This window comes from Rhizobium sp. LEGMi-198b, from assembly GCF_054114205.1.
On sequence record NZ_JBSYVH010000001.1, the window covers coordinates 485,141 to 509,044 of the forward strand.

General features: G+C 60.7%; 24 protein-coding genes. 8 read left to right on the plus strand and 16 right to left on the minus strand.

Annotated features, from left to right (window positions below; genetic code table 11):
* The 7 genes from ACXHXG_RS02350 to ACXHXG_RS02380 all read right to left on the minus strand — a co-directional run bounded on the left by ACXHXG_RS02350 (position 1) and on the right by ACXHXG_RS02380 (position 10,410).
* Complete coding sequence (locus ACXHXG_RS02350) at positions 1 to 783, minus strand: crotonase/enoyl-CoA hydratase family protein (protein ID WP_457898384.1); 783 nt, start codon at positions 781 to 783, stop codon at positions 1 to 3.
* On the minus strand, positions 780 to 1,649 hold the full coding sequence (locus tag ACXHXG_RS02355; RefSeq protein WP_457898385.1) for a hydroxymethylglutaryl-CoA lyase: 870 nt from the start codon (positions 1,647 to 1,649) through the stop codon (positions 780 to 782). The genes ACXHXG_RS02350 and ACXHXG_RS02355 overlap by 4 nt, the downstream gene beginning before the upstream one ends.
* Complete coding sequence (locus ACXHXG_RS02360; RefSeq protein WP_457898386.1) at positions 1,646 to 3,634, minus strand: acetyl/propionyl/methylcrotonyl-CoA carboxylase subunit alpha; 1,989 nt, start codon at positions 3,632 to 3,634, stop codon at positions 1,646 to 1,648. The genes ACXHXG_RS02355 and ACXHXG_RS02360 overlap by 4 nt, the downstream gene beginning before the upstream one ends.
* 9 nt (positions 3,635 to 3,643) lie before the next feature.
* A complete protein-coding gene (locus tag ACXHXG_RS02365) occupies positions 3,644 to 4,027 on the minus strand; it encodes a RidA family protein (RefSeq protein ID WP_457898387.1) in 384 nt (127 codons plus the stop codon).
* Positions 4,028 to 4,037: 10 nt separating this feature from the next.
* Positions 4,038 to 5,645, minus strand: coding sequence for a carboxyl transferase domain-containing protein (locus tag ACXHXG_RS02370; RefSeq protein WP_457898388.1), 1,608 nt, complete (start codon positions 5,643 to 5,645; stop codon positions 4,038 to 4,040).
* A 35-nt stretch (positions 5,646 to 5,680) separates the two neighbouring features.
* On the minus strand, positions 5,681 to 6,844 hold the full coding sequence (locus tag ACXHXG_RS02375) for an isovaleryl-CoA dehydrogenase (protein WP_457898389.1): 1,164 nt from the start codon (positions 6,842 to 6,844) through the stop codon (positions 5,681 to 5,683).
* Positions 6,845 to 6,936: 92 nt separating this feature from the next.
* The gene (locus tag ACXHXG_RS02380; protein ID WP_457898390.1) at positions 6,937 to 10,410 is read right to left on the minus strand and encodes an indolepyruvate ferredoxin oxidoreductase family protein; all 3,474 of its coding nucleotides are present in this window, start codon (positions 10,408 to 10,410) and stop codon (positions 6,937 to 6,939) included.
* Positions 10,411 to 10,702: 292 nt separating this feature from the next.
* Between ACXHXG_RS02380 and ACXHXG_RS02385 the strand changes: the two genes are divergently transcribed.
* Positions 10,703 to 11,362, plus strand: coding sequence for a glutathione S-transferase family protein (locus ACXHXG_RS02385; RefSeq protein ID WP_283049539.1), 660 nt, complete (start codon positions 10,703 to 10,705; stop codon positions 11,360 to 11,362).
* Between the two features lie 6 nt (positions 11,363 to 11,368).
* Here ACXHXG_RS02385 and ACXHXG_RS02390 read toward each other — a convergent pair whose 3' ends face one another.
* Positions 11,369 to 12,265, minus strand: a complete 897-nt coding sequence (locus tag ACXHXG_RS02390; protein ID WP_457898391.1) for a LysR substrate-binding domain-containing protein — start codon at positions 12,263 to 12,265, stop codon at positions 11,369 to 11,371.
* A 147-nt stretch (positions 12,266 to 12,412) separates the two neighbouring features.
* On the opposite strand from ACXHXG_RS02390, the gene ACXHXG_RS02395 reads away from it, so the two are divergent.
* Together ACXHXG_RS02395 and ACXHXG_RS02400 are read left to right on the plus strand one after the other, a co-directional pair.
* Complete coding sequence (locus ACXHXG_RS02395; protein ID WP_283049536.1) at positions 12,413 to 12,598, plus strand: hypothetical protein; 186 nt, start codon at positions 12,413 to 12,415, stop codon at positions 12,596 to 12,598.
* Positions 12,599 to 12,710: 112 nt separating this feature from the next.
* Positions 12,711 to 13,073, plus strand: coding sequence for an MmcQ/YjbR family DNA-binding protein (locus tag ACXHXG_RS02400; protein WP_457898392.1), 363 nt, complete (start codon positions 12,711 to 12,713; stop codon positions 13,071 to 13,073).
* On the opposite strand, the gene ACXHXG_RS02405 is transcribed toward ACXHXG_RS02400, so the two are convergent.
* Together ACXHXG_RS02405 and ACXHXG_RS02410 are read right to left on the minus strand one after the other, a co-directional pair.
* The gene (locus ACXHXG_RS02405) at positions 13,074 to 13,694 is read right to left on the minus strand and encodes a glutathione S-transferase family protein (RefSeq protein ID WP_283049534.1); all 621 of its coding nucleotides are present in this window, start codon (positions 13,692 to 13,694) and stop codon (positions 13,074 to 13,076) included.
* A 139-nt stretch (positions 13,695 to 13,833) separates the two neighbouring features.
* On the minus strand, positions 13,834 to 14,190 hold the full coding sequence (locus ACXHXG_RS02410) for a DUF4406 domain-containing protein (RefSeq protein WP_457898393.1): 357 nt from the start codon (positions 14,188 to 14,190) through the stop codon (positions 13,834 to 13,836).
* A 121-nt stretch (positions 14,191 to 14,311) separates the two neighbouring features.
* Between ACXHXG_RS02410 and ACXHXG_RS02415 the strand changes: the two genes are divergently transcribed.
* The gene (locus tag ACXHXG_RS02415; RefSeq protein WP_457898394.1) at positions 14,312 to 15,073 is read left to right on the plus strand and encodes a DeoR/GlpR family DNA-binding transcription regulator; all 762 of its coding nucleotides are present in this window, start codon (positions 14,312 to 14,314) and stop codon (positions 15,071 to 15,073) included.
* Positions 15,074 to 15,119: 46 nt separating this feature from the next.
* Here the strand turns inward: ACXHXG_RS02415 and ACXHXG_RS02420 are convergent, their stop codons facing one another.
* Positions 15,120 to 16,127, minus strand: a complete 1,008-nt coding sequence (locus ACXHXG_RS02420; protein ID WP_457898395.1) for an asparaginase — start codon at positions 16,125 to 16,127, stop codon at positions 15,120 to 15,122.
* 179 nt (positions 16,128 to 16,306) lie between these two features.
* On the opposite strand from ACXHXG_RS02420, the gene ACXHXG_RS02425 reads away from it, so the two are divergent.
* Positions 16,307 to 16,597, plus strand: a complete 291-nt coding sequence (locus ACXHXG_RS02425) for a type II toxin-antitoxin system RelE/ParE family toxin (RefSeq protein WP_104822357.1) — start codon at positions 16,307 to 16,309, stop codon at positions 16,595 to 16,597.
* A gap of 2 nt (positions 16,598 to 16,599) precedes the next feature.
* Entirely contained in the window at positions 16,600 to 16,884 is a 285-nt protein-coding gene (locus ACXHXG_RS02430) for an addiction module antidote protein (protein ID WP_104822356.1), read from the plus strand.
* Between the two features lie 9 nt (positions 16,885 to 16,893).
* Here ACXHXG_RS02430 and ACXHXG_RS02435 read toward each other — a convergent pair whose 3' ends face one another.
* Positions 16,894 to 17,517, minus strand: a complete 624-nt coding sequence (locus tag ACXHXG_RS02435; RefSeq protein ID WP_457898396.1) for a helix-turn-helix transcriptional regulator — start codon at positions 17,515 to 17,517, stop codon at positions 16,894 to 16,896.
* A gap of 101 nt (positions 17,518 to 17,618) precedes the next feature.
* Between ACXHXG_RS02435 and ACXHXG_RS02440 the strand changes: the two genes are divergently transcribed.
* Positions 17,619 to 19,043, plus strand: a complete 1,425-nt coding sequence (locus ACXHXG_RS02440; protein ID WP_457898397.1) for an MFS transporter — start codon at positions 17,619 to 17,621, stop codon at positions 19,041 to 19,043.
* Here ACXHXG_RS02440 and ACXHXG_RS02445 read toward each other — a convergent pair.
* From ACXHXG_RS02445 to ACXHXG_RS02460, 4 genes are all read right to left on the minus strand, one after another.
* The gene (locus tag ACXHXG_RS02445; RefSeq protein WP_457898398.1) at positions 19,024 to 20,022 is read right to left on the minus strand and encodes an NAD(P)H-quinone oxidoreductase; all 999 of its coding nucleotides are present in this window, start codon (positions 20,020 to 20,022) and stop codon (positions 19,024 to 19,026) included. The genes ACXHXG_RS02440 and ACXHXG_RS02445 overlap by 20 nt on opposite strands.
* 79 nt (positions 20,023 to 20,101) lie before the next feature.
* A complete protein-coding gene (locus ACXHXG_RS02450) occupies positions 20,102 to 21,907 on the minus strand; it encodes a GGDEF domain-containing protein (protein ID WP_457898399.1) in 1,806 nt (601 codons plus the stop codon).
* Positions 21,908 to 22,115: 208 nt separating this feature from the next.
* Positions 22,116 to 22,367, minus strand: a complete 252-nt coding sequence (locus ACXHXG_RS02455) for a ribbon-helix-helix domain-containing protein (protein WP_104822351.1) — start codon at positions 22,365 to 22,367, stop codon at positions 22,116 to 22,118.
* A 231-nt stretch (positions 22,368 to 22,598) separates the two neighbouring features.
* Entirely contained in the window at positions 22,599 to 23,147 is a 549-nt protein-coding gene (locus ACXHXG_RS02460; protein WP_457898400.1) for an HdeD family acid-resistance protein, read from the minus strand.
* Positions 23,148 to 23,291: 144 nt separating this feature from the next.
* Between ACXHXG_RS02460 and betI the strand changes: the two genes are divergently transcribed.
* A complete protein-coding gene (betI, locus tag ACXHXG_RS02465) occupies positions 23,292 to 23,903 on the plus strand; it encodes a transcriptional regulator BetI (protein ID WP_457898401.1) in 612 nt (203 codons plus the stop codon).
* Position 23,904 lies beyond the last annotated feature (1 nt).

The window sequence follows — 23,904 nt, forward strand, 5'->3', positions numbered from 1 at the left end:
CTATCTCCAGTTTGGCTCTCGCCGCTCGAAGAATGCTGTGACCCCTTCCCTTGCTTCCTCTGTCTCCCACGTGTCCGCCAGTTGCGTGATGACATGGTCGATGAGCTCGTCGGTGATCGGCATGCCGAGGGAACGGGCCAATGCCTTGGCGCGCGCAGCCGCCTGTGGCGAGGCGGCGAGGAGATGGCGGATTTCAGATTCGATGGCTTCGTCCAGTGCATCCTCAGGGACGACGCGGGACAAGAGGCCGGCGGCGTGGGCTTGCCAGGCGTCGATGACTTTGCCGGAAAGAAAGAGCGGACGGGCCCTGGCCTCGCCGATGCGGGCAACGACATAGGGGCTGATGATAGCGGGGATGATGCCGAGGCGAACTTCCGTCAGGCCGAAGCGGGCAGTCGCCGCGGCAACCGCCATATCGCAGATGCTGAGGATGCCGACGCCGCCGCCGAAGGCATTGCCGTGCACGCGGGCGATCAGCGGCTTCGGCAATTCATTCAGGGCCTTGAACATCATCGCGAGCCGCCGGGCTTCAACGATGCGGCCGGCACGAGTGGCTTCGAACTGCGCCCGCATCCAACCGAGATCGCCACCGGCGCAGAAGCTCGCGCCCTCGCCCGTAAGCACCACGACGCGCACGCTCGCATCCCTGCCAAGATCGTAAGCAGCCTCGGTCAGGGCATCGATCATTTCAACCGACAGGGCGTTGTGTTTTTCCGGGCGCGCCAAAGTCAGGCGGGCGACGCCACGTTCCTCGATGGCGATGTGGATGGTTTGCGATGTCATGCGGCGCTCCTGAGGCTACGGGCAAAGGCGGCGGCGTGGGCAAGTTTTTCATCATCGAGGCCAGTCTCGAAGCCATGCAATGCCAGATAGTGGTGAACTGACACGGTATCGACATTACCTTTAGCGCCGGGCGCGAAAGGACAGCCGCCGAGACCGCCGGCGGCGGCATCGAACACCCGCAGACCGCGATCGAGGGCCACGCCGATATTGTCCAGCGCCCGGCCCGATGTATCGTGAAAATGGCCGGCCAGCATGGTAGCGGGAAGATCGGCAAGCACGGCTTCCAGCATTCTGTCCACCGCCTCCGGTTCGCCCCTGCCGATCGTATCGCCGAGGCTGATCTCGTAGCAGCCGAGCTCCCGCAATTGCCGAGCGACGCTTGCTGCATTCGCCGGCGGCACCGCGCCCTCATAAGGGCATTCAACGACGCAACTGACGTAGCCGCGCAGCGGAATACCGCGGTCGCGGCTTGCGGCCGCCACCGGCCGGAAACGCTCTATGCTTTCGGCGATGGAGCAATTGATATTGCGCATCGAAAAGCTTTCGGAGGCCGACGCGAAAATCGCCACCTCATCGGCGCCGGCGGCAAGCGCTGCTTCGAACCCCTGCATATTCGGCGTCAGCACGGCATAGCGGACGCCATGCTTCCGTTTGATGCCTGCCATGACCCCGGCAGCATCGGCGAGCTGCGGCACCCATTTCGGGCTGACGAAGCTGGTGACCTCGATACGCTCGAAACCGCAGTCGGAAAGCAGATCCACCAATTCGATCTTGGTGTCGGTGTCGATCAGCCGCTTCTCATTCTGCAGGCCGTCTCGTGGCGCCATTTCGACGATAGTGACATGGTTGGAAGGACGCTCGGTCATTGCGCATCCTCCGGCCGGAGCGACAGCAGGACGGCGCTTTCGCTGGTCTGATCGCCTTCGCCGACATGCAGGCTTTCCACCACACCGTCGCGCGTGGCCGTCAGCGTCAGTTCCATCTTCATGGCCTCCATGACGATCAGCGCCTCACCCTTCGCCACCATATCGCCTTCCTGCACCCGAACGATCTTGATGAGGCCGGGCATGGGCGCAACCAGCCGGTCGCCACCGGCGGCCTCTTCCTCGGCGCCATCCAAGGGGTCGGGCCGATGGAAATGATGGGTGCGGCCATCGAGGAACAGCGTCATGTCATGTGGCGTTTGGAAAAAGTCGGCACGCAATTGCTGCCCGTCGATCTCCACACGGCAGCCGTCATCATTGCGGTTGATGATGCGAACGGCGACAGTGCGATCATCGAAATGCACCGAGAAGAGATCTTGTCCTTTCGCAATCACGCGGCAGTTCGTATGGCTGCCGCTGTGATGCAGCGTAACAGGCCGGCTCACCTCGCCCCAAAGCTGCCAGGCGCCAAGCACCTGCCACGGGTCGCTGCCTGGCAATCGCGCCAAGGCTCCCGCCTCGAAGATGGCGGCGATGGCAAGCGCAATGTCGTCCGGGATTGATGCTGCGGTCAGCGTCTCCGCTTCGCGGTCGATCAGGCCCGTATCCGGATGGCCCGCAACAAAATCCGGCTGTTGGCTCAAGCCGACCAAGAAATCGAGATTGCTTGTTGTTCCGGCGATCTGCGTATCCTGCAGCGCTCGCGCCAGTTTGGCGAGGGCGGCTTGGCGGGTTGGGGCGTGGACAGTGAGCTTGGCGATCAAAGGATCGTAATGCGGGGTGATGCCGTCGCCCTCGCGTACGCCGGTGTCGATGCGGATATCGCCATCGGGAAATCTGAGGTGCGAGAGTGTGCCAGTCGCTGGCAGGAAGCCCCGCGACGGGTCTTCGGCATAAAGCCGCGCCTCGAAGGCCCAGCCCTCGATGGCAAGCTCGGCTTGGGTCTTCGGCAAGGGCTCGCCGCCGGCAATCCGCAATTGCCATTCGACCAGATCGACCCCGGCGATCGCCTCGGTGACCGGGTGCTCGACCTGCAGGCGGGTGTTCATTTCCATGAAGAAGAAACGATCCGGCGACAGGCCTTCGGAGACATCAGCAATGAATTCGACCGTGCCGGCGCCGCGATAGTCGATGGCCCGCGCCGCGCGGACGGCAGCTTCGCCCATGGCGCTGCGCATCTCCTCCGTCATGCCGGGCGCAGGCGCCTCCTCGATCACCTTCTGGTGCCGCCGCTGCAGAGAACAATCGCGTTCGAAGAGATGCACGACGTTGCCATGGCTGTCGCCGAAAACTTGGATTTCGATGTGACGAGGCTGGGTCAGATATTTTTCGATCAGCACCGCATCATCACCGAACGCCGATTTCGCCTCGCGTCTCGCCGCTTCCAACGCAGACGCGAAATCCTCCGGCCGGTCGACACGCCGCATACCCTTGCCGCCGCCGCCGGCCCGTGCCTTGATCAGCACGGGAAAGCCGATCTCCGCTGCCCGCTCCGCGAGGAACGCCGCGTCCTGCTTATCACCGTGATAGCCGGGAACGACAGGCACGCCGGCGCGCTCCATCAACGCCTTGGCCGCATCCTTCAGGCCCATGGCGCGGATCGAGGCCGGGGATGGGCCAATGAAAACCAGTCCGGCCGCTTCGACGGCCTCTGCGAAATCGGCATTTTCCGAGAGAAAGCCGTAGCCGGGGTGAATGGCCTCGGCGCCGAATTGCCGTGCGGCAGCGATGATCTTCTCCTTCGAAAGATAGCTCTCGCTCGCCGTTGCCGGACCGATATGGACCGTCTCATCGGCCAGAGCCACATGCAGTGCGGCGATATCGGCGTCGGAATAAACGGCGACCGTGCGGATACTCATCCGCCTCGCCGTACGGATGATCCGGCAGGCGATTTCTCCGCGATTGGCGATCAATATCTTCGAAAACATCGGCAAACCCTATTGCGCGGCGACGACCTCGACTTCGAGCAGCCATGCGGTGTCGAAAATGCCCGATATCACCACCGTCATCGCCGGGGTGAGTGGGCCCAAATACTCACTGCGGATCTCGCGGTTCTCAATCGTATGGTGACGGTCGGCGAGATAGGTGGTGACCTTGACGATATCAGCCTTGCTCATGCCCGCGGCCTTGAGCTGGGCGTCGACATTGAGCCAGACCTGGCGCGCCTGCGCCTGAAATCCGTCCGGAAGCGCATCGTCGGCAGTTGTCGGAATCTGGCCGCTGACAAACAGCAATCTCTCGAAATTTTCGAGCTTCACGGCCTGAGCATAGCCGCCGCGTGGCTGAGGTGCGTTCTTGGCATTGATGATGTCGCGTTTCATCTCAATCTCCTCACATCCTGAACAGGCCGAAGCGTGTGTCTTCGATGGGCGCATTGAGCGCGGCCGAAAGCGACAGCGCCAGCACATCGCGGCTCTTGCGTGGGTCGATGATGCCGTCGTCCCAGAGACGCGCCGAGGCATAGAGCGGGTGGCTCTGGGTCTCGAACATCCTGAGCGTCGGCTGTTTGAAGGCTGCCTCTTCCTCCTTCGTCCAAGGCTTGCCGGCGCGCGCCAGGGCCTCGCCGCGAACCGTCGCCAGCACGCCGGCCGCCTGCTCTCCGCCCATGACGGAGATACGGCTGTTGGGCCAGGTCCAGAGAAAGCGCGGCGAATAGGCACGGCCGGCCATGCCGTAGTTACCGGCGCCGAAAGAACCGCCGATCAGCATGGTGATCTTCGGCACCTTCGTCGTCGCCACAGCCGTCACCAGCTTGGCTCCGTGCTTGGCGATGCCTTCCGTCTCGTATTTCCGGCCGACCATGAAGCCGGTGATATTCTGCAGGAAGACCAGCGGGATCTTGCGCTGCGAGCAAAGCTCGACGAAATGCGCACCTTTCAGCGCTGATTCCGAAAACAGCACGCCGTTGTTGGCGATGATGCCGACGGGAATGCCGTGGATATGGGCAAAGCCGCAGACCAGTGTCGCGCCATAGCGCGCCTTGAATTCGTCAAAGCGCGAGCCGTCGACGATGCGCGCGATGACTTCGCGAACATCGTAGGGCGTGCGCAGATCGGAGGGCACGATGCCGAGCATGTCTTCCGGATCGTAGAGCGGCGGCTCCGGCTCCCGCAGCTCCACAGTTGTCGGTTTGTGGCGATTGAGATTGGCAACGGCCTGCCGCGCCAAGGCCAGCGCATGGGCATCGTCGCGCGCCAGATGATCGGCGACGCCGGAAAGACGCGTATGCACATCGCCGCCGCCAAGATCTTCGGCCGAAACCACCTCACCGGTCGCGGCTTTGACCAGCGGCGGCCCGGCAAGAAAGATCGTCCCCTGCCCCTCGACGATGATGGTCTCGTCGGACATGGCCGGCACATAGGCGCCGCCGGCGGTGCATGAACCCATGACCACAGCGATCTGCGGAATGCCGGCCGCCGACATATTAGCTTGATTGTAGAAGATGCGGCCGAAGTGATCGCGATCGGGAAAGACTTCGTCCTGATTCGGCAGGTTGGCTCCGCCGGAATCGACCAGATAGAGGCAGGGCAGATTATTTTCCGCCGCAATCTCCTGCGCCCGCAAATGCTTCTTCACCGTGATCGGATAGTAGGTGCCGCCCTTTACGGTGGCGTCGTTGCAGACGATCATGCAATCGCGGCCCACCACGCGGCCGATGCCGGCGATCAAACCCGCGCCCGGCGCCTCATCGCCATACATGCCATGCGCAGCCGTCGTACCGATTTCGAGAAAGGGCGTCGCCGGATTGATCAGCCCTGCCACCCGGTCACGCGGCAGCATCTTGCCGCGGCTGACATGGCGCTCGCGCGCCTGCGCACCGCCGCCCTCCGCGGCCCGCAAGACCGCCGCCTTTGCCACGCCGATCGCCTCTAGCATCGCGGCGCGATTGTCCCTGAAACGGTCCGAATGGGTGGTTATTTCTGACTTCAGGACGGTCATGCTGTATCACCAAAATTGGGGGCGAAATTTCAAAATCAGAGGGTCTCGGCAAAGAGTTCCCGCCCAATCAGCATGCGGCGGATTTCGGAGGTGCCGGCGCCGATTTCGTAGAGCTTGGCATCGCGCAGAAGCCGGCCGGCGGGATAGTCGTTGGTATAGCCGTTGCCGCCGAGGGCCTGGATGCATTCCAGCGCCATCTGGGTCGCCTTTTCAGCAGCATAGAGAATGCAGCCCGCAGCGTCCTTGCGGTTCGTTTCACCGCGATCGCAGGCGGCGGCGACCGCATAAACATAGGCACGGGCGGCGTTCATGGTTACATACATGTCGGCAAGCTTGCCCTGCATGAGCTGGAATTCGCCGATCGGCTGGCCGAACTGCCTGCGTTCATGCAGATAGGGCAGCACCACGTCCATGCAGGCGGCCATGATGCCGAGCGGGCCGCCGGACAGGATGACGCGCTCGTAGTCGAGGCCGGACATCAGCACGCGGACGCCGCCATCGATCTGACCTAGCACATTTTCCGCCGGCACCTGGCAATCGATAAAAACCAGCTCCGAGGTGCTGGAGCCGCGCATGCCGAGCTTGTCGAGTTTCTGGCCCACCGAGAACCCCTCGAAACCCTTCTCGACCAGGAAAGCGGTGATGCCGCGCGGGCCGGCGTCCGGCGCGGTCTTGGCATAGACGACCAGCACGTCGGCATCCGGACCGTTGGTGATCCACATCTTGCTGCCGTTCAGCACATAGCGGTCGCCGCGCTTTTCGGCGTGAAGCTTCATCGAAACGACATCGGAACCCGAGCCGGGCTCCGACATGGCAAGCGCGCCGATATGCTCGCCGGAGATCAATTTAGGCAGGTAACGCGCCTTCTGCTCGTCGGTGCCGTTGCGGTTGATCTGGTTGACGCAAAGATTGGAATGGGCGCCGTAGCTCAGGCCGACGGAGGCCGAGGCGCGGCTGATTTCTTCCATAGCGACCGCATGCGCTACATAGCCGAGGCCGGCGCCGCCATAGGCTTCGTCGGCAGTGATGCCGAGCAGCCCGAGATCGCCCATTTCCCGCCACAGCTCCATCGGAAAACCATTGTTGCGGTCGAACTCGTCAGCGAGCGGTGCGATGCGCTGACCGGCAAAGCGGCGCACGCTATCGCGCAGCGCCTCGATCTCCTCCCCGAGCGCAAAGTTCAATCCTCCAGCATACATTGCCTTCTCCTCCCGCTTTTCCCGATGCATGATCCCGGAATGGCTATGCGCCATTGAGGATCATACTCTCCTCGCGCCCCTCTTTGAGACCATCATGCCGCATCGGCAGGAACCTGATGCTTCTCCTCCGCTATTTCATAGGTCTTCAGCTTCTCGGCGATCCGCGCCATGACCTTGCGGGCCGCCGCCTCCTTGACCGGTCCGAAGCCTCTGATTTCATCAAACAACGACAGGATGGCAAGGGCCTCCGTTTCATTACCCGCGCGCAGGCCGTTGAGAACGCGGCCGGCAATCGCCTCGTATTCGCCGATCAACCGACGTTCCAGCCGGCGCTCCCGCATATAGCCGAAGGGATCGAAGACCGTACCGCGCAACCGCTTCATCGGCGCAAGCCTGCGTAGCAGCGGCAATATCCAGGGGCCGAATTCCCGCTTCTTCGGTCGGCCGTTCGGATCCTTGCCGGCCAGCATCGGCGGCGCCAGATTGAAGGCCAGCTTGAAATCGCCTTCCATCTCGTCGCGTAAATGCGCCTCGAAGGCCGGATCGGTCAGCAGCCGCGCCACCTCATATTCGTCCTTATAGGCCAGCACCCGCGCATAGGTCGTGGCGACGGCGAAGGGCACCTTGTCCGAAAGCCGTTCCCTGGCAGCCGCGGCGATTGCACGCTGGACGAACGCGCCATAGCGATCGGCAAGTGCGGCGTTCTGATAGGCAGTCAGATGCCCCTTGCGGTGGGCAATCAACTCGTCGAGGCTCATCTCTGCAAGTGTCTTGTCGGCATCCGGCTCCGTCATCATCTCCTTTACGGCCTGCGGATCATGCGCCAGCAGACGGCCCCAGTGGAAGGCCGAGAGGCTGGCTTTCACGGCGACGCCGTTGAGCTCGATCGCCTTCTCGATGGCTTCCAGCGACAGCGGCAGCAAGCCGCGCTGCCAGGCAAAGCCAGTGAGAAGAATATTGGTCGACATGGCATCACCGGTGACCTCGCTTGCCACATGACCAAAATCGAGGAAGACGGATTTGTCACTGACGGTCTTGGCGATGGTGTGCTGAATCGAGCCGATCTTGAAATCGAAATCGCGGTTGCGAACGAAATCAGCGACCGGTATGAGGCCGGTATTGACGATGGCCGTCGTGCGGTTCGAGGCACACAGCGTAATCGCATCCTTGGACGCGCCGACCACTTCGTCGGCAGCGAGCAGCAGGTCGGCGCCGCCGTTGACGATGCGCGACGAGGTGACGTCGGCTTCGCTATAACCAATGCGCAGATGGCTCATCACCGCGCCGCCCTTCTGCGCGAGACCGGCCATGTCGAGGATCATCGGCACCTTGCCGTCGAGATGAGCCGCCATGCCGAGGATGGCACCGATCGTCAGGATACCGGTACCGCCGACGCCGGCGATCGCGATGTTCCAGGGATGCTCGCCGATCACCGGGACCTCCGGCATCGGCACCTTGGCATCCGCGTGTTCCAGCGCCTTGCGTTTGCGGCGCTTGCCGCCATGGACGGTCACGAAAGACGGGCAGAAGCCTTTGACGCAGGAGAAGTCCTTGTTGCAGCTCGATTGGTTGATCTGCCGTTTGCGGCCGAACTCCGTCTCTAGCGGCTCGACCGAGATGCAGTTGGATTGCACCGAGCAATCGCCGCAGCCTTCGCAGACAGCCGGATTGATGAAGACGCGCTTGGCCGGGTCCTCCATCAGGCCACGGCTCCGGCGGCGGCGTTTTTCCGCCGCGCAGGTCTGGACATAGACGATCGCCGAGCAGCCTTCGGTTTCGCGCAGCGTCAGCATCACCTGATCGATATTGTCGCGATGCAGCACCTTGACGCCGGGAGCCAGGTCCGATGCCGCATAGGCCGAAGGATTTTCGGCGAGCAGATAGATCGGCGAAACGCCCTCGCCATGCAACTGACGGGTCAAGAGTTGAGGCGTCAGATAACCGTCGATCGGCTGACCGCCGGTCATGGCAACGGCGTCGTTGTAGAGCAGCTTATAGGTAACGTTGACTTTCGCGGCGACCGACTGGCGGATGGCGAGAATGCCGGAATGGAAATAGGTGCCGTCACCGAGATTGACGAACATGTGCTTCTCGTCAGTGTAACGGGCAATTGCCGTCCAGGGCACGCCCTCCCCGCCCATCTGCGTGAAGGTCTGGGTGTTTCGGTCCATCCAGGTGACCATGTAGTGGCAGCCGATACCGGCCATGGCGCGGCTGCCTTCGGGAACACGGGTGGATGTGTTGTGCGGGCAGCCGGAACAGAAGAACGGCGTACGCTGCAAGGGCGCGACATGCGTGCGGCTGATCTGGCCGCGTTCGGCAAGATAGGCGAGCTTGGCGGCGATCTGGTCGTGCAGCGAAGGATCGAGATCCAGCTTGACGATGCGCCCGGCAATAGCCCGCGCCACCGCACCAACCGTCAGCGCCGCCGACAGGCTGAGATAGGGCTTGTCGTGCTCATCGAACTTGCCGACGATGCGCGGACGGACATCGGCGCGCCAATTGAAGAGCTGCTGCTTGATCTGATTTTCGATGATCTCGCGCCGCTCCTCAACGACGAGCACCTCGTCCAGCCCTTCGGAAAAATGCCGGACGGCTTCAGGCTCCAGCGGCCAGGGCATACGGACTTTCAAGATACGCAGGCCGATTGCGGCCATTTCCTTCGGGCCGATTTCGAGTTCGCGCAGTGCCTGCAGTACGTCCTCATAGGCCTTGCCGGAGGAGATGATGCCGAAGCGGGCATTGGGCACATCATGGGTGATTTCATCGACGCGATTGGCGCGGGCAAAGGCGATAGCGGCATAGGCCTTGTAGGTCTGCAGACGATCGTCCTGCATCAGCGGCGAATCGGGCCAACGCAGATTCAAGCCGCCGGGCGGCAGCTCGAAATCGGTCGGCAGCACGAATTGCCGCTTCTCGCCCGAGAGATCGACGGCGGCCGTCGTCTCGATCGTGTCGGCAATGAATTTCATGCCGACCCAGCAGCCGGAATAGCGCGACATGGCGATGCCGAGCAGGCCATATTCGAGGAATTCGTGGATCGAGGATGGATAGATGACCGGGATGACCGCCGACATGAAATCATGGTCGGTCTGGTGCGGGATCGTGGAGGATTTGGCGGAATGATCGTCGCCCGCGAAACAGAGGACGCCGCCATGTTTCGACGTGCCGGCGGCATTGCCATGTTTCAGCACATCACCGGAGCGGTCGACGCCAGGACCCTTGCCGTACCATATGCCGAGCACGCCATCCTTGCGCACGCCGGGCGACAGGCCGACTTGCTGCGTGCCCCAGATGGCGGTGGCTGCAAGGTCTTCGTTGATGCCTGGCTGGAAGGTGACATCATTCGCGTCGAGATAGGTCTTGGCTTTCAGAAGCTGCTGATCGTAGCCGCCGAGCGGCGAGCCGCGATAGCCGGATATGAAGGCTGCGGTGTTGAGGCCGGCGGCGCGGTCGCGGCGCATCTGGGTCATCGGCAGACGCACGAGGGTCTGCAGCCCGGTCATGAAGACGCGGCCTTCATCTGCTGTATATTTGTCGTCAAGCGATACGCTCGTCGCTAGCATCTGCTCTCCTCCCGAGATCGCAGTCACCGATTGCGTAAAATATCCTCGCCGAATGCCTCCTACCGCACCGGCGAAAATCCAGGCTAACAGTAGCATGCGCCATTGCTAATTTCCGAACGAAGGCAGTGCGCGGCCGGCATGATTCGCAAAGATTGAAGGGCTTTACGGATATTTTCGTGCTTGATCCCTGCGCACTCATCAAAAGCTTTCATTGCAGATATAAACCCGCGCCTCTTCCGTTTACCGAACGCCGCCAATAACCTCGCTTCGACTCGATTTTCGGAGACCGACCATGCTGACAATTTACGGCGTCTATCGCTCACGCGCATCGCGCAACTACTGGATGGCGGAGGAGCTTGGCATTCCCTTTCAATCCGTGCCCGTGATCCAGGCCAGCCGGCTCGGTAATCCCTTAAACCCAGAAGCGCCGGTCAATACGATGTCGGCGGAATTCTTGGCCGTCAATCCGATGGGCATGATCCCCGCCATCAAGGACGGTGATCTCGTCATGCATGAATCGCTCGCCATCAATCTCTATCTCGCCCGCAAGCATGGCGGACCGCTGTCGGGGCAGACGGTGGAGGAAGAGGGTCTGCTCGGCATGTGGACCATGTGGGCGGCAACGGAGGTAGAGCCTCATTCCGTGGCCCTCGTGCGCATATATGACCGCGCACAGGAGAACACCGATGCAGGCAAGGCTGGAATCGCGGTTGCCTGCCGGTCGCTGAAGCGGCCACTCGACGTGCTGGAAAAGCACCTGACGAACCGGGAATACCTCCTGGGCGATCGCTTCACCGTCGCCGATCTCAATCTCGCAGAGGTGCTGCGCTATGCGCAGACCGAACAGGCTTTGTTCGATAGCCATCCGAACGTAAAGATCTGGATCGAGCGCTGCCAGTCGCGAGCCGCCTATAAGGCAATGCAGGCAACACGCGGCAAGGAGCCGATCTGAGGCCGCTCAACGGAAGAGCTGCATGCTCTCATCCATCTCTTCTCTGATCCAGCTCTTGAAGGCGGTGACTTTTTTCGCCTCGCGCACGCCTTCCGCCGTGATGAAATAGTGGCCGATACCGGTTTTCGCGCGGATACCGAAGGGATCCACGAGGCACTTCTGTTGCAACGCATAGGCGGCCAGCGTTTGCCAGGCAAGCATTACGCCCTGGCCCGACATGGCGGCATCGAGGCAGAGCGACGCATCGTTGAAGATATGTCGCTCTTCCATGCATTTGCCGGAGAGGCCTGCCTCCTTGAGCCAGACATCCCAGGTGAACATGGCATGCCCGTCAATGACGGCGGGCACATTTAACAGATCCGCAGGCTGCTTGAGTTTGGCGGCGATCTGCGGTGTGACGACCGGAAAGATTTCCTGCGCCAATAGCAGTTCGGATTTCACGCCCGCCCAGTGCCCATTGCCGACCCGGATGCCGATATCGACATCCGATGTTGCCGGATTGACGAGTTGCGTGGTGGCGTCGATGCGGAGCCTGATATCCGGATGGCGCTTGGCGAAGCGATCAAGCCGATGCACCAACCAGCGGGCGGCGAGGACCGGCGCAACCGAGATGGTGAGGATATTGTCGTCGCGATGCTGTGCGGCGGTGACCGCCGCCGAGAGCGCCTGAAAGCCTTCGCCGAGCCGCGCCAGAACCGAGATACCCGCCTCCGTCACCGTCATCCCTTTCGGCGTGCGCTCGAAAACCGGTCGCCCCAATTGCGCCTCGGCCTTGATCACCTGCTGGCTGACGGCGCCGATGGTCACGCCAAGCTCATCGGCGGCCGCCTGCAACGACCCGAGCCGTCCCACGGCCTCTAGCGCCCGGAGACCATTCAGATGAACGCTGTTGAGATTCTTCATATAGAATATCTATATCAGCATGCCGGCATTCTCAATTGAAAAGCTGCCCGATGCGCGCGATCATCGCGGCATAAAACCCGAACCGCCACCGTCCCGCCGACTAACCGCCTCAGGGCGCATCATCGCGGAAGAACGAGGAGGCATGGCATGTCGATACTGAAGCTTTTCTTGAATCATCTGCTGCACGACGACAGCGAGCGGCAGGACGACCCGTTGCAGCATCCGGCTCTGGCGGCCATGTCGCTGGAGGAACTGGCCGATCTGCCGCTGACGCCGGAGAATTTGGGACGGAAGGCGGAGGGGCAAGATCTGAGATTGAAACAATGCGTATAACGCAGGAACAAGTCATCTCACGGCGCTGAACGATCCCAACCGGCTCTTCGGCGCCCGCTTCCGATCATGTATGTTTCCTCAACGATATCCGATCGGAACGAGATGGCGCAGTATGGCTATAGGCATCGATATTGACGCGATCTTCCAGCGCCTCCAACGCGCTGTAGCGGAAGCCCGCCTACCCGAGGTCGAGATCAGCACCCACTATGGTATGCCGGCGCTGAAGGTGGGCGGCAAGGCTTTCGTTTCCATCAAGAATGACGAGACGATCGTGCTGGCGGTGCCGATCGACCGCAAGGAGCAGCTAATCGAGATGGCGCCGGAGATCTATTTCCAGACGGATCACTATGTCGGCTGGCCGTCGCTGCCATTGCGCATCGCCGCCATCGGCGACGACGAACTGCAACTGCGGCTGATCGAGGCCTGGCGGTTTCGGGCACCGAAGAAATTGCTGGCCGCCTTCGACGCCGAGTGATCAAACCCGCTCGGCGTCGATGGCCCTTTGCACGGCCGGCCGCTCAAGCATACGCGCGTGATGGGCGCTGACCTTCTCAAAGCTAGCCCGATCGACGCCATCGCCCGGCAACCAACTTGCCAGCGTGAAGAGATAGCCGTCGGCGACGGTGTACTGCTCGCCCATCACCCACGGCCCTTCCAGCATCTTCTCCTCGATCAGCGCGAAACACTCGCCCATGTTTTGCGGCACCTTGGCCTTCATCGCTTCGATTGCCGCGGCATCGTCGGTCCAGCGATAGCCGCGCCCTTTGTGAGCGTGGTTTACATGGACGGTCGAGGCGAGATAGCTGTTGAAGGCCTGCATGCGGGCAAAATCGAAGGGATCGTCGAGTGGCGCCAACCGGGCAGCCGGCGCGATCTGGGCAACATAGGCAAGGATCGCCACGTTTTCCGTGACAACGCCCTTGTCGGTCACCAGAGCCGGAACACGTCCCTTGGGATTGATTGCCAGATAATCCGGCGAACGCTGCTCTCCAACGGCAAAATTGAGGCGCCGCGCCTCGTAGGCGAGGCCCGACTCCTCGAGTGCTATAAGGCTGGCGAGCGCACAACTACCCGGTGAGAAATACAAATTCAGCATATCCGTTTCCTCCTCGATTTCACTCGACGTTAGCTGCGACCGTGGCAATACGGAAGTGGCCAGCACTGATATCGATCATGAAAGCTTTTGATGGATGCCGTCTGCGCATCGCCCTTGTGGGAGGCACGCCGCCAGTCCGTTAGCCGCAGCCCGGCACATCCTCCAGCCGATACCAGACCGGGATACCGCGTTCGTCGGCGATGCGCACGTCGTTGTCGGCTCCCTTGGACTCGCCTGGGAGCCTGAGAACGCCCTCGCACAATTGCAGCAGTCGGCCGGCGGTCGGGTGGAATATTTCTTCATAGAGATCGTCGCCGATGCTTTTGCCGCCAGCAGCGTGCCAGACCGGCAAGGCGACCCATTCGCCGATCATAGGCACATGCCCCGCCTTGAACAGCGCATAGGACGGCTCCTCCAGCCGCATGAGATTCTCGGCCATCTTCCGGGGATCGTCTCCGGTTCCCGAACGATATGGCCCGGCAATCAAGATCAACATGTCACATCTCCTCTTCCCCGCATCATGCAGGATTTTGCACGAATATGCGCTAAATTTCTTGATTGTCGACTCATTTCTGATAATTTCACGATATTTCATGAATTATCGTGCGGAAACAGGCATGCTTACAATCCAGCGAAAGGCTCTCATCCTCGATATCCTGCGCCGCGACGGTCAGGTGATCGCCAAGACAATTGCCGATGATTTGGGTCTGTCCGAAGACACGATCCGCAGGGACCTGAGGGAAATGGCGGCGGAAAAGCTGCTGAAGCGCGTGCATGGCGGCGCGTTGCCGCTCGCACCGGAACTGCCGGATTTCTCAACGCGACGGGGCGTGTCGCCGGATGCGAAGCGGCAGCTCGGCGCCTATGCGGCGAGGATGGTCCGACCAGGACGGACGGTGTTTCTCGATGGTGGAACGACGACGGCGGAAATCGCCCGCCATCTTCCCCGGAATTTTGCCTTCACCGTGATCACGCATAGCCCGACGATCGCGGGCGAGCTGGAACATCATCCGACAGCCGACGTGATCCTGATCGGCGGCAAACTCTACAAACACTCAATGGTGGCGACGGGCGCGGCGGCGATTGCGGCAATCTCACTGGTGCGCCCGGACATTTTCTTCCTCGGTGTCACCGCTATTCACCCCGTTCACGGCCTTTCTACCGGCGATTTCGAGGAGGCCGCCATCAAACGGCATATCGCGCAATGCTCGGCGGAAACCTATGTGATGGTGACCCAGGAGAAATTGGATGCCGCCTCTCCCTGCCATATCCTGCCCATCACGGCGGTTTCGGGCATGGTCGTGCCGTCAGATATCAGTGAGGCGAGCCTGGCGCCCTATCGCAGCGCACAGGTTCCGATTTTCACCATCAGCGACTGACGCAGATGCGCTATGCACATCCAAGTTGGAGTCTTCTACCGGCGTTTTATGCCGCCAGTGCGGCCGCGGCTCTGATGTCGCCGACATGGATGCCGTTCCAGTTGCTGAGCGCCCTATTGGCCATTCCCATCAGACCGGCATGGACGTCACTGTCTTTTTCAAAGAAGCGGGCGAGCGCGGCTGCAACCATGGTTTCTGCTGCGCGGGCACTGCCATCATCGCATTTGACCGCAATCGCGACGCCCTGTTCAGGAATTGCTGCACAGAATACGCCTTCGGCGCCGGTCTTGGCGAAGATGCGGCTGGGGGCGACCTGCATCAGCTTGGTGCAGGCGCGGCCGGTGCCGGCAACATAGAAGGGTTCAGCCATGCAGGCTTCGAACAGGCGGCGCGAGGCCTTGGCGCGCAGCGGCTCCAGGCCGTTACCGGTCGCCATCTTGGCGAAGCCATGCGCCAAGCTTCTAAGCGGCACGGCATAATTCGGGATCGAGCAGCCATCGGTGCCGCAATTGTCGTAACCAAGCGGCGTTCCCGTCAGGCTTTGCATCGTCTCGCGAATCTGCCGCTGCAGCGGATGGTCGTAGCCGACATAGCCTTTGGGATCGATATGTTGATGGCAGCAGGCGCAAACGAAGCCGGAGTGCTTGCCCGAGCAGTTGTTGTGCAGCGCCGACGGTTTTCCGACCGTGCGCGCCTGGTGGATGATCGCCTTCTGCTCGAAAGACCAATGTGCGCCGCATTCCAGCGCGCTGACGTCCCGCCCGGCGCGGGCGAGCATGGAGGCAGCCAGCGCCACATGCGCGTCTTCGCCGCTATGCGAGGAGCAGGCCAGCGCCAATTCCGTGTTGCCAAAGCCATAGGCATCCGCCGCACCGCTTTCGACCAGTGGCAAGGCCTGCATCGCCTTGCAGGCAGAACGCGGAAACACACCACTCTCAATGTCGCCGAGCGACAGCACCAACGTCCCATCGCCATCGACGACGGCAACCGAACCGCGATGACGGCTCTCGACGAGATTTCCACGGGTGATTTCGACGCAGACGGGATTGGACATGATGGGAAGCGCTCTTTGATTTGCGGAATACGCTACTGATAGCCGCTGCGCAGAGGATTGCCAACCGGCTCAGGAATCGATGACCGTTGACCGCCACCTCCTTCATATCATCTGGATTCAATACCAATAGCTTTGTGTATTATAATTGACAGTGAAATTCTGTGTATTATAGTACACAAATGATCGAAATCCGTCAGACCGCTGAGTTCGCTGAGTGGCTTGGCAAAATCAAAGATATCAACGCGGTTGCTCGTATCCAGGTGAGGATTCGTCGCCTCTCGCTTGGAAATCCCGGCGATGTAAAGCCTGTCGGCGAAGGCATCAGCGAACTTCGCATCGATTACGGCCCGGGATATCGGCTTTACTATCATAAACGCGGCCAGGAACTCGTTCTGCTCCTATGCGGTGGCGACAAGAGCACTCAGAACGCCGATATTGCAAAGGCCAAAGCACTCGCGAAGGAGGCTTGATCATGGCACTCGAAACCAAACCTTGGGATCCGACGGAACATCTGGACAGTCCTGAAGCCATCGCAGCCTATGTCGAAGCAGCATTCGAGGACGGCGACCCTGCACTTATTGCCGCAGTCATCGGTGACGTCGCCCGTGCCCGCGGCATGACGCAGCTCGCAAAGGAAGCCGGGGTCAGCCGCGAAACGATCTACAAGGCCTTCAGCGAAGGCGGTAATCCGACACTGGAAACGCTATCAGGCGTCATTCGGGCGCTCGGTTTGAAATTGACTGTGCGGGCAGCATAGCGTTTGACTTCAGAGCGCTCGAATCCGATAAGCGCAACGCCGCGCGCCGAGCAGGATGTGCTCTTCCCGCTCCACGCTTGCCCCAAGCGTCGCACGGAAGGTCTCGAGTTCCGAGCGGCAGAAGCCGACGCATGCGGTCGCGGCAGCGCAGATGGGACAGTGGTTCTCCACCAGCACAAGCGAACCGTCCTCTTCCTGCCAATGATCGGCCATATAGCCCTCGCGCGTGCGGATGGCCGCAAGCGTCGCGACGCGCGATGGTAGATCGGCGGAGACGTCGATCTCGCTGCGGTAGCGCTTTAAGGTCTCCGCCTCGCGGGCGGAAATGACCGCATCGACCGCGCCTTGCCCCAACTGCTTGGCCATGGTCGTCAGAAGTGTCGCGGTCAGATCGGCATGGCCGTCTGGAAACTGGCGGTTGCCGGCGGCCGTCAGGTGCCAGAACTGCCGCGGCCGACCCCTGCCGGATGCTGATTCCGTCACTGGCTCGACCAAGCCCTCCTCGCCCATCTTCGTCAGTTGCTGGCGCGCCGCTTCCGACGATATGCGGAGCGCATTGCCGATCGTCGATGCGAGCTGCGGGCCGTCGGTTTTCAACAGGATCAGAATTCGATTGACGGGCGATTGGCGCATTTTTCCAAGTTTTTTCTTGTTTTAACTTCGAGCCTGTGTGATTTTCCAATTTATAACTTGGAAAATAATTATTCGCTAGGGAAAATGCCGAGGATCATCCGATGTCGAGCATCCAAAATGCAGATACGTCTCGCTCCACCTCTCTCTTCACCCTCTTCTCACCTGAGTTTCTGCCGGCAACCCTGATGCTTGGCGGCGGTGTCGCCCTCTATGCCGTCGAATCCTACATCACCGCGACGATCGCGCCTTCCGTCGTTCGCGATATCGGCGGCCTGGAGCTGTTTTCCTGGATGACGACACTTTTCGTCGCGGCCGGCGTGCTCGGCTCGATCACCGTTGCGACACGGCCGAGAGGCATAGGCCTGCGCGCGGTCTATGTCGCTGCGGCGCTGATATTCGGAGTGGGAAACCTGATCTGCGCCATCGCGCCGGCGATGCCTGTCGTGCTGGCCGGACGCGCCGTACAAGGCTTCGGCGTCGGCATGCTCGCAGCCCTCGCCTATGCCTTCATCCGCTTCGTCTACCCCGAGCCGCTGTGGCGCAAGGCCTCCACACTCTATGCCGCACTATGGGGCGTGGCGACGGTGCTTGGGCCAACGCTCGGCGGATTGTTTTCCGCCGGCAGCGCATGGCGCGAAGCCTTCATCATCCTCGTGCCGGCGGCCGGCATCATGGCTTTTTCAGCGCGATGGCTGCTGCCGCGCGTCGAGGACGACCGCGCGGAGGGAAAACCGCCATTGATCCAGATCGCGCTTCTGCTCACCGCGGTCCTGCTGACGAGCCTTGCCGGCACAAGCGATCACGGATCGACGAAGATCCTGCTGATCGGCCTCGCTGTCACCTTCATCGCGGCAATGCTGATCCTTGAACGCAAGGGCAACGCGAGGCTGCTGCCGAAGGACGCCGTCACGCTCGCTCGGCCGATTTCCCGGCTTTATCTGATGATGTTTGCGATGATGATGGTGCTGACAAGCGACATCTATATCCCTTACTTCCTGCAGAGCCTGCACGGGGTCCCGCCGCTGGCGTCTGGCTATCTCGTCGCCCTGGTGGCGCTCGGCTGGACCGCGGCCGCCTTCATCAGCGCCTCGTTTTCGGGGAAGCAAGCCGCCCGTGCCATCATCGTCGGCAGCGTGCTTGAAACCGCCGCCACCGCTTCACTGATCGCCTTTGTAGCCCGAGACAATCCGACTGGAGAACTTGTTTGGCTTGCTCCCACCGTTGTCGCCATGTTTCTGATGGGCTTCGGTGTCGGCCTCGGCTGGGCGCACCTGATCGCAGGGATCATCCGCCTTGTCGGCGATGCCGAACAGGACAAGGCTTCGGCGGCCATTTCGATGGTGCAGTCGTTGGGCGGTGCGTTCGGAGCTTCGCTTGCGGGCGTGATCGTCAACAGCGCCGGACTTGCCGACCCCGGCGGCGTCGCCGGCAGCGTGTCTGCTGCCACGTGGCTCTATGCGTTTATGGCACTGCCGGGCCTCATCGCTGTCACCGTCTCGTTCACCCTCAGACCAGCTTCAGCATGATCTTGCCGATGTGATTGCTGGTCTCCATCAGCTTGTGCGCCTCGACGACGTCTTCGAAGGCAAAGGTTCGGTAAATGACGGGCGCGACGGTCCCTTCATCGAGCAGCGGCCAGACCTGGGAGTGGAGGTCGTCGCGGATGGCGCGTTTTTCTTCCGCCGTGCGCGGGCGCATGGTCGAACCGGTCACCGTCAGACGCTTGACCATGATCGGCTGCAGATTGGCCTTTTCGGCCACCGCGCCGCCAAGGAAGGCGATGATCGACAGGCAGCCATCCTTGGCGAGGCAGGCCAGATTCTTCTCGAAATAGGCAGCGCCGATCATGTCGAGGATGGCATCGACCCCATGGCCGGTTTCCGCCTTGATGACCTCGGCAAAGTCTTCCTCTTTATAGTTGATGGCCCGCTTTGCGCCGAGCTTTTCGCAGGCGTCGCATTTTTCCTTCGAGCCGGCGGTCGCGTAGACGATAGCGCCGAAAGTATGCGCGAGCTGGATCGCGGTCGTGCCGATTCCGCTGGAGCCGCCGTGGATCAGGACGCTTTCGCCTTCGGTAAGGCCGACCATCTGGAAGAGATTGGCCCAGACGGTGAAGAATGTCTCGGGCAGCGCCGCCGCGCGAACGGCGTCGTAGCCATTTGGAAAGCGCAACGCCTGCCCGGCCGGGAGAACGCAATATTCGGCATAGGCGCCGCCGTTGGCGAGGCCGCATACCTTGTTGCCGATGGCGAATTCCGTGACGCCACGTGCGACATCGACGACTTCGCCGGCGATTTCCAGGCCAAGGATAGGGCTTGCGTCTTTCGGCGGCGGATAAATGCCCTGGCGCTGGGCAACATCCGGCCTGTTGACGCCGGCCGCCTCGACGCGAACGAGGATCTCGCCGTCCTTGAGCACCGGCAGAGGCCTACGGGCAATCGTCATGACCTCGGGGGCACCGAAGGATGGCAAATCCACAAAACGCATTTCAGACGGCAAGGGCATGGCTCGTTCTCCTTTCCCAGCAAAGCAGTGGAGATAGTTTAGCGCATGCTGCTTGAAAAGAAGCCGATACGGGAGGGCGTCAATTCGTCTCGCCCAGACTCAAATATGCCACGCCGATTTTGTCTTCCTTCGCCTTTGCCTTGATGCCGGCAATCGAGGTGCTGACGCGGCTGATATCGTCGATGACCAGCCCTTCGGGCAATGCCAGGATGCCGATGGAGCAACGCATCAGCGGGAACAACGCCTCCGCGCCGCTGCGGTCGTGCCCGCGGATGCGGCCGGCGGCGCGGTCTTCAGCCGAATAGAATTCCAGGACGTCGGCGTGGAAATCGGTAAGCAGCCGATCCAGAACCTCGCGCAGTTCGTCAACATTCCAACCCGTCACGCCGATGAAGAAATCGTCGCCGCCGACATGGCCCAGGAAATGGCGCTCGGCGAAAAAGTAGCGCCGCATCAGCGCCGCAAACAGCGAAATGGCATGGTCGCCGAGATGGAAGCCGTAGGCATCGTTGAACGGTTTGAAATTGTCGAAATCGCAATAGCAGAAGTGCCTGATCTCGTCGCCGTCGCGACCGGCATTCTGCATGAAATTATGAATGGCGCGATTGCCCGGCAGGCCGGTCAGCGGATTCTGATCCTGGGCAATCTTGAGCTGCTTCTCATTGATGACCTTGATCAGCGACGCGGCCGAGACAATGCCGGCATAATGCGTGCCCTCGGTGACGATCAGGCAGTTGCTGCTTTCCATATTGGCAAAGATCGTCATCAGGGTATCGGCGTCGGAATCCAAACCGACGATCGGTGCCATCTCGACGAAATGCGAGATCGAACGTTCATAGACTTTGTTCTTTAACAGGTCGCGGCCGAAGGGCTGATAGATATATTCCTTGAGCCGGTATTCGTGAATGATGCCGCGCGGCTCGCCATTAGCATTGACGACCGGAAAATAGGCTCGCCGTGGATTTCGGCGGAAGAGTTCGAAAACGCTGTCGATGCTGTCATTCTCGCGGATGGTCGGCAACACTTCGATTTGTTTGCGGATGAGAATTTCGTCCAGCGATTGGCTGTTGCGGACCATTTTGCCGAGATCCTGTAGATGCGGGAAGCTGGGCTTCAGCTCGTTGATCAGCGTCGTCGGTCGGGCAATGAACCAGCCCTGGACGAGATCGACACCGAATTCGCGGCAAACCAGGAACTCCGCTTCGGTCTCGATGCCTTCGGCGATGACGCGCGTGCCAAGGACATGTGCGATATGGACGAGGTTTCTGAGAATGTGACGCTTGCGGGCGTTGCGATCGATATTGGCGACGAAATGCCGATCGATCTTGAGATAGTCGACGGGATAGTCCGATAACAGCTTCATCTCGCCGTGACCGACACCGAAATCGTCGATCGCAAGCTTGAAGCCGGCGTCACGCATTTTGGCGACCAGATCGCAAAATTCCGGCACGCTGGTATTGTCGAAGCGCTCGGAGAATTCGAAGCAGACAGAGGACGGCGCGATGCCGGCCTTCTTCATGTGCTGCAGCAAACCGTCGACCAGCATTTCACCCTGCGGGATCAGCCGGACATCGAGATTGAGGAAGAGGGTTGCGGTTCTGGCATTGGCAAGGGTCGCAAATTTCGCCAGTGCCCGGCTCGTCACCATCTGCTCCAGACCCAGGAGCTGGCCGGTGCGCTCGGCCTCGTCAAGGATTTCGATCGGGCTGTCGAAGCCGATGCGCTCCTGCCCGCGCATCAAGGATTCATAACCGAAAACCGCGCCGGTGCCCGTCTCGACGATCGGCTGGAAAGCATTTTCGATAACGAGCTTGGCAAGCGTGACAATCTGGTCGCTGGCATACCGGCGCAATGCACCCGGCTCGATGGCGGCAGTCAGGGCCATGCCCCTCTCCACTTAAGAATTTTAGATCTAAGTTTTTACGTAAAACTTTGGATTTGTCGGATTTTCGGCTCAAGATGCGTCACAACGGTCAACGAAACCTTTCCCCCATATGAAAGTTTCGTGAATGGTAAAAGGGCGTTAACCCATGGCCAAGCCGCCTCGATCCAGGGAGGCCGGTCATCTCCTGGCGGATGTTGTGGTTCTCCGCTCAGTTATGCCGGCGTCGTTCCGCCTCATAATCAGCGAACATGTCGGCAACGCACCGGCTGCTCTTCGCGACGCTATCGGGATCATTGGCTGCGTGGGGCACATCGCAAATCTCGCCACGCTTGCGCGCCGCATCCCACATGCGCAGAGCCTCGCGCACGACCTCGCTACTCGAAGCATACGTTCCGGTGTCAACGGCCGCGCGGATGCCGGCAGCCTGAAGCGGAGAGATGGAAACCGTTACCATCGGCATGATATTTCTCCCTTTTTAGTTCTTTAGAAAAACTCTTTGCTGGAGATATATTCCAATGCATATTGTCGGAGCTTCGAAGGCACATCTCAATAGATATGCATGCTCAGATAACTGCGCCTGCCGTAACGTCAGCTAAGCGCCACTCCGTTCCTCCACGGAAGCGCTCAAAGAGTAACGCCGCTCACACCTCTTGTCAAAAGTAGTAGTTCGTTACCCTCCCGTTACCCGCCGCTACTGCCTAAGAGCGAAGCCGAAGGCCATCAGCGTCCAACCTTGAAATATAAGGTCGACCGCGAGGAACAGGCCGAGAACCCAGAGGCTGTTGACCGGCCAGCCAACAGCGATGGCAATGCCGGCGAATGCCGTCACCACCCCGCCGATGACAATCCATATCCAACCCGGTTCCGGCTTCACCTTGCGGCCGACCCAAACGCGAAAGGTGCCGGCTATGAGCAACGCGACGGCAAGAAACAGCGTCAGCGCTTCGGAGGCGAGCAAGGGATTGGCGAAGGCAAGAAGACCAGCGAGCGTATAGAGCAGGCCGCTGAGCACCCAGAACAGAATATGCTCCCATCCTCGGACCTGAAAGGCGTGCGCCAGGTGAATGACGCCGCCGATCAGCATCAGCATGCCGATGTAATAGACCGATACGACAGTCGCGATGAAAAGATTGCCAAATGCGATCCCGCCGCAAATGAGCAGAAACACACCCAGCGCAACGAACCATCCCCATTTGCCGCGCACAGCGGATGGCGGAACTTCATCCAGAACATTGACCATGACTGCACCTCCTCGTTCCCGGGGGTATGATACAGGATGTATCTTGGAAAGCAGCAGATTCTGTTGTCGGTCAAATCGGCTCTAATTTTTTGTTGATTGATCAATCAATCAAAAATATAATCACCGCCAGTTCAGGGGTGATATATGCCGAAAGTCGGGATGGAACCGGTGCGCCGCAAGGCGCTTGTGGATGCGGCGATGCGCGTGATCGGCGATCACGGCTCGCTGACTGTCACCATGTCCGAAATCGCCAAGCAGGCAGGAGTGTCTCCCGCCCTCGCCCATCACTATTTCGGCAGCAAAGAACAGCTTTTGATCGAGACCGTCAGGAGTCACTTACAGCGTCTGCGCGACAGCGTGGTGACAGCGCTGAGGTCGGCAAAGACGCCACGAGAGAAACTGTCCGCCATCATCCGCGTCAGCTTCCAGGCCGATCAATTCGCGCCGGAGACGATTGCCGCCTGGCTTGCCTTCTATGCCGAGGCTCAGCGTTCCGAGGAGACGCGCCGCTTCCTCGTCATCTACGCAAGGCGGCTGCGCTCCAACCTGCTTGCCAACCTCAAGGCGCTGTGTTCGGGCGAAGACGCAGAACGCATCGCCGAGGGCGCTGCTGCGATGATCGATGGTCTCTATATCCGTCAAAGTCTGAGATCGGCGCCGATCAGCATCGAAGCGTCGATTGCGCTTACCGAAGATTACATCAACGCTCTGCTTGCGCCGCTTTCCCAAAAGGCCGCCCTTCAAAAGGACCGATAAA

Coding starts and splice junctions, on each gene's coding strand:
- ACXHXG_RS02350 (WP_457898384.1), bottom strand. CDS start 783: ATGACATCGCAAACCATCCACATCGCCATCGAGGAACGTGGCGTCGCC.
- ACXHXG_RS02355 (WP_457898385.1), bottom strand. CDS start 1,649: ATGACCGAGCGTCCTTCCAACCATGTCACTATCGTCGAAATGGCGCCA.
- ACXHXG_RS02360 (WP_457898386.1), bottom strand. CDS start 3,634: ATGTTTTCGAAGATATTGATCGCCAATCGCGGAGAAATCGCCTGCCGG.
- ACXHXG_RS02365 (WP_457898387.1), bottom strand. CDS start 4,027: ATGAAACGCGACATCATCAATGCCAAGAACGCACCTCAGCCACGCGGC.
- ACXHXG_RS02370 (WP_457898388.1), bottom strand. CDS start 5,645: ATGACCGTCCTGAAGTCAGAAATAACCACCCATTCGGACCGTTTCAGG.
- ACXHXG_RS02375 (WP_457898389.1), bottom strand. CDS start 6,844: ATGTATGCTGGAGGATTGAACTTTGCGCTCGGGGAGGAGATCGAGGCG.
- ACXHXG_RS02380 (WP_457898390.1), bottom strand. CDS start 10,410: ATGCTAGCGACGAGCGTATCGCTTGACGACAAATATACAGCAGATGAA.
- ACXHXG_RS02385 (WP_283049539.1), top strand. CDS start 10,703: ATGCTGACAATTTACGGCGTCTATCGCTCACGCGCATCGCGCAACTAC.
- ACXHXG_RS02390 (WP_457898391.1), bottom strand. CDS start 12,265: ATGAAGAATCTCAACAGCGTTCATCTGAATGGTCTCCGGGCGCTAGAG.
- ACXHXG_RS02395 (WP_283049536.1), top strand. CDS start 12,413: ATGTCGATACTGAAGCTTTTCTTGAATCATCTGCTGCACGACGACAGC.
- ACXHXG_RS02400 (WP_457898392.1), top strand. CDS start 12,711: ATGGCTATAGGCATCGATATTGACGCGATCTTCCAGCGCCTCCAACGC.
- ACXHXG_RS02405 (WP_283049534.1), bottom strand. CDS start 13,694: ATGCTGAATTTGTATTTCTCACCGGGTAGTTGTGCGCTCGCCAGCCTT.
- ACXHXG_RS02410 (WP_457898393.1), bottom strand. CDS start 14,190: ATGTTGATCTTGATTGCCGGGCCATATCGTTCGGGAACCGGAGACGAT.
- ACXHXG_RS02415 (WP_457898394.1), top strand. CDS start 14,312: ATGCTTACAATCCAGCGAAAGGCTCTCATCCTCGATATCCTGCGCCGC.
- ACXHXG_RS02420 (WP_457898395.1), bottom strand. CDS start 16,127: ATGTCCAATCCCGTCTGCGTCGAAATCACCCGTGGAAATCTCGTCGAG.
- ACXHXG_RS02425 (WP_104822357.1), top strand. CDS start 16,307: ATGATCGAAATCCGTCAGACCGCTGAGTTCGCTGAGTGGCTTGGCAAA.
- ACXHXG_RS02430 (WP_104822356.1), top strand. CDS start 16,600: ATGGCACTCGAAACCAAACCTTGGGATCCGACGGAACATCTGGACAGT.
- ACXHXG_RS02435 (WP_457898396.1), bottom strand. CDS start 17,517: ATGCGCCAATCGCCCGTCAATCGAATTCTGATCCTGTTGAAAACCGAC.
- ACXHXG_RS02440 (WP_457898397.1), top strand. CDS start 17,619: ATGTCGAGCATCCAAAATGCAGATACGTCTCGCTCCACCTCTCTCTTC.
- ACXHXG_RS02445 (WP_457898398.1), bottom strand. CDS start 20,022: ATGCCCTTGCCGTCTGAAATGCGTTTTGTGGATTTGCCATCCTTCGGT.
- ACXHXG_RS02450 (WP_457898399.1), bottom strand. CDS start 21,907: ATGGCCCTGACTGCCGCCATCGAGCCGGGTGCATTGCGCCGGTATGCC.
- ACXHXG_RS02455 (WP_104822351.1), bottom strand. CDS start 22,367: ATGCCGATGGTAACGGTTTCCATCTCTCCGCTTCAGGCTGCCGGCATC.
- ACXHXG_RS02460 (WP_457898400.1), bottom strand. CDS start 23,147: ATGGTCAATGTTCTGGATGAAGTTCCGCCATCCGCTGTGCGCGGCAAA.
- betI (WP_457898401.1), top strand. CDS start 23,292: ATGCCGAAAGTCGGGATGGAACCGGTGCGCCGCAAGGCGCTTGTGGAT.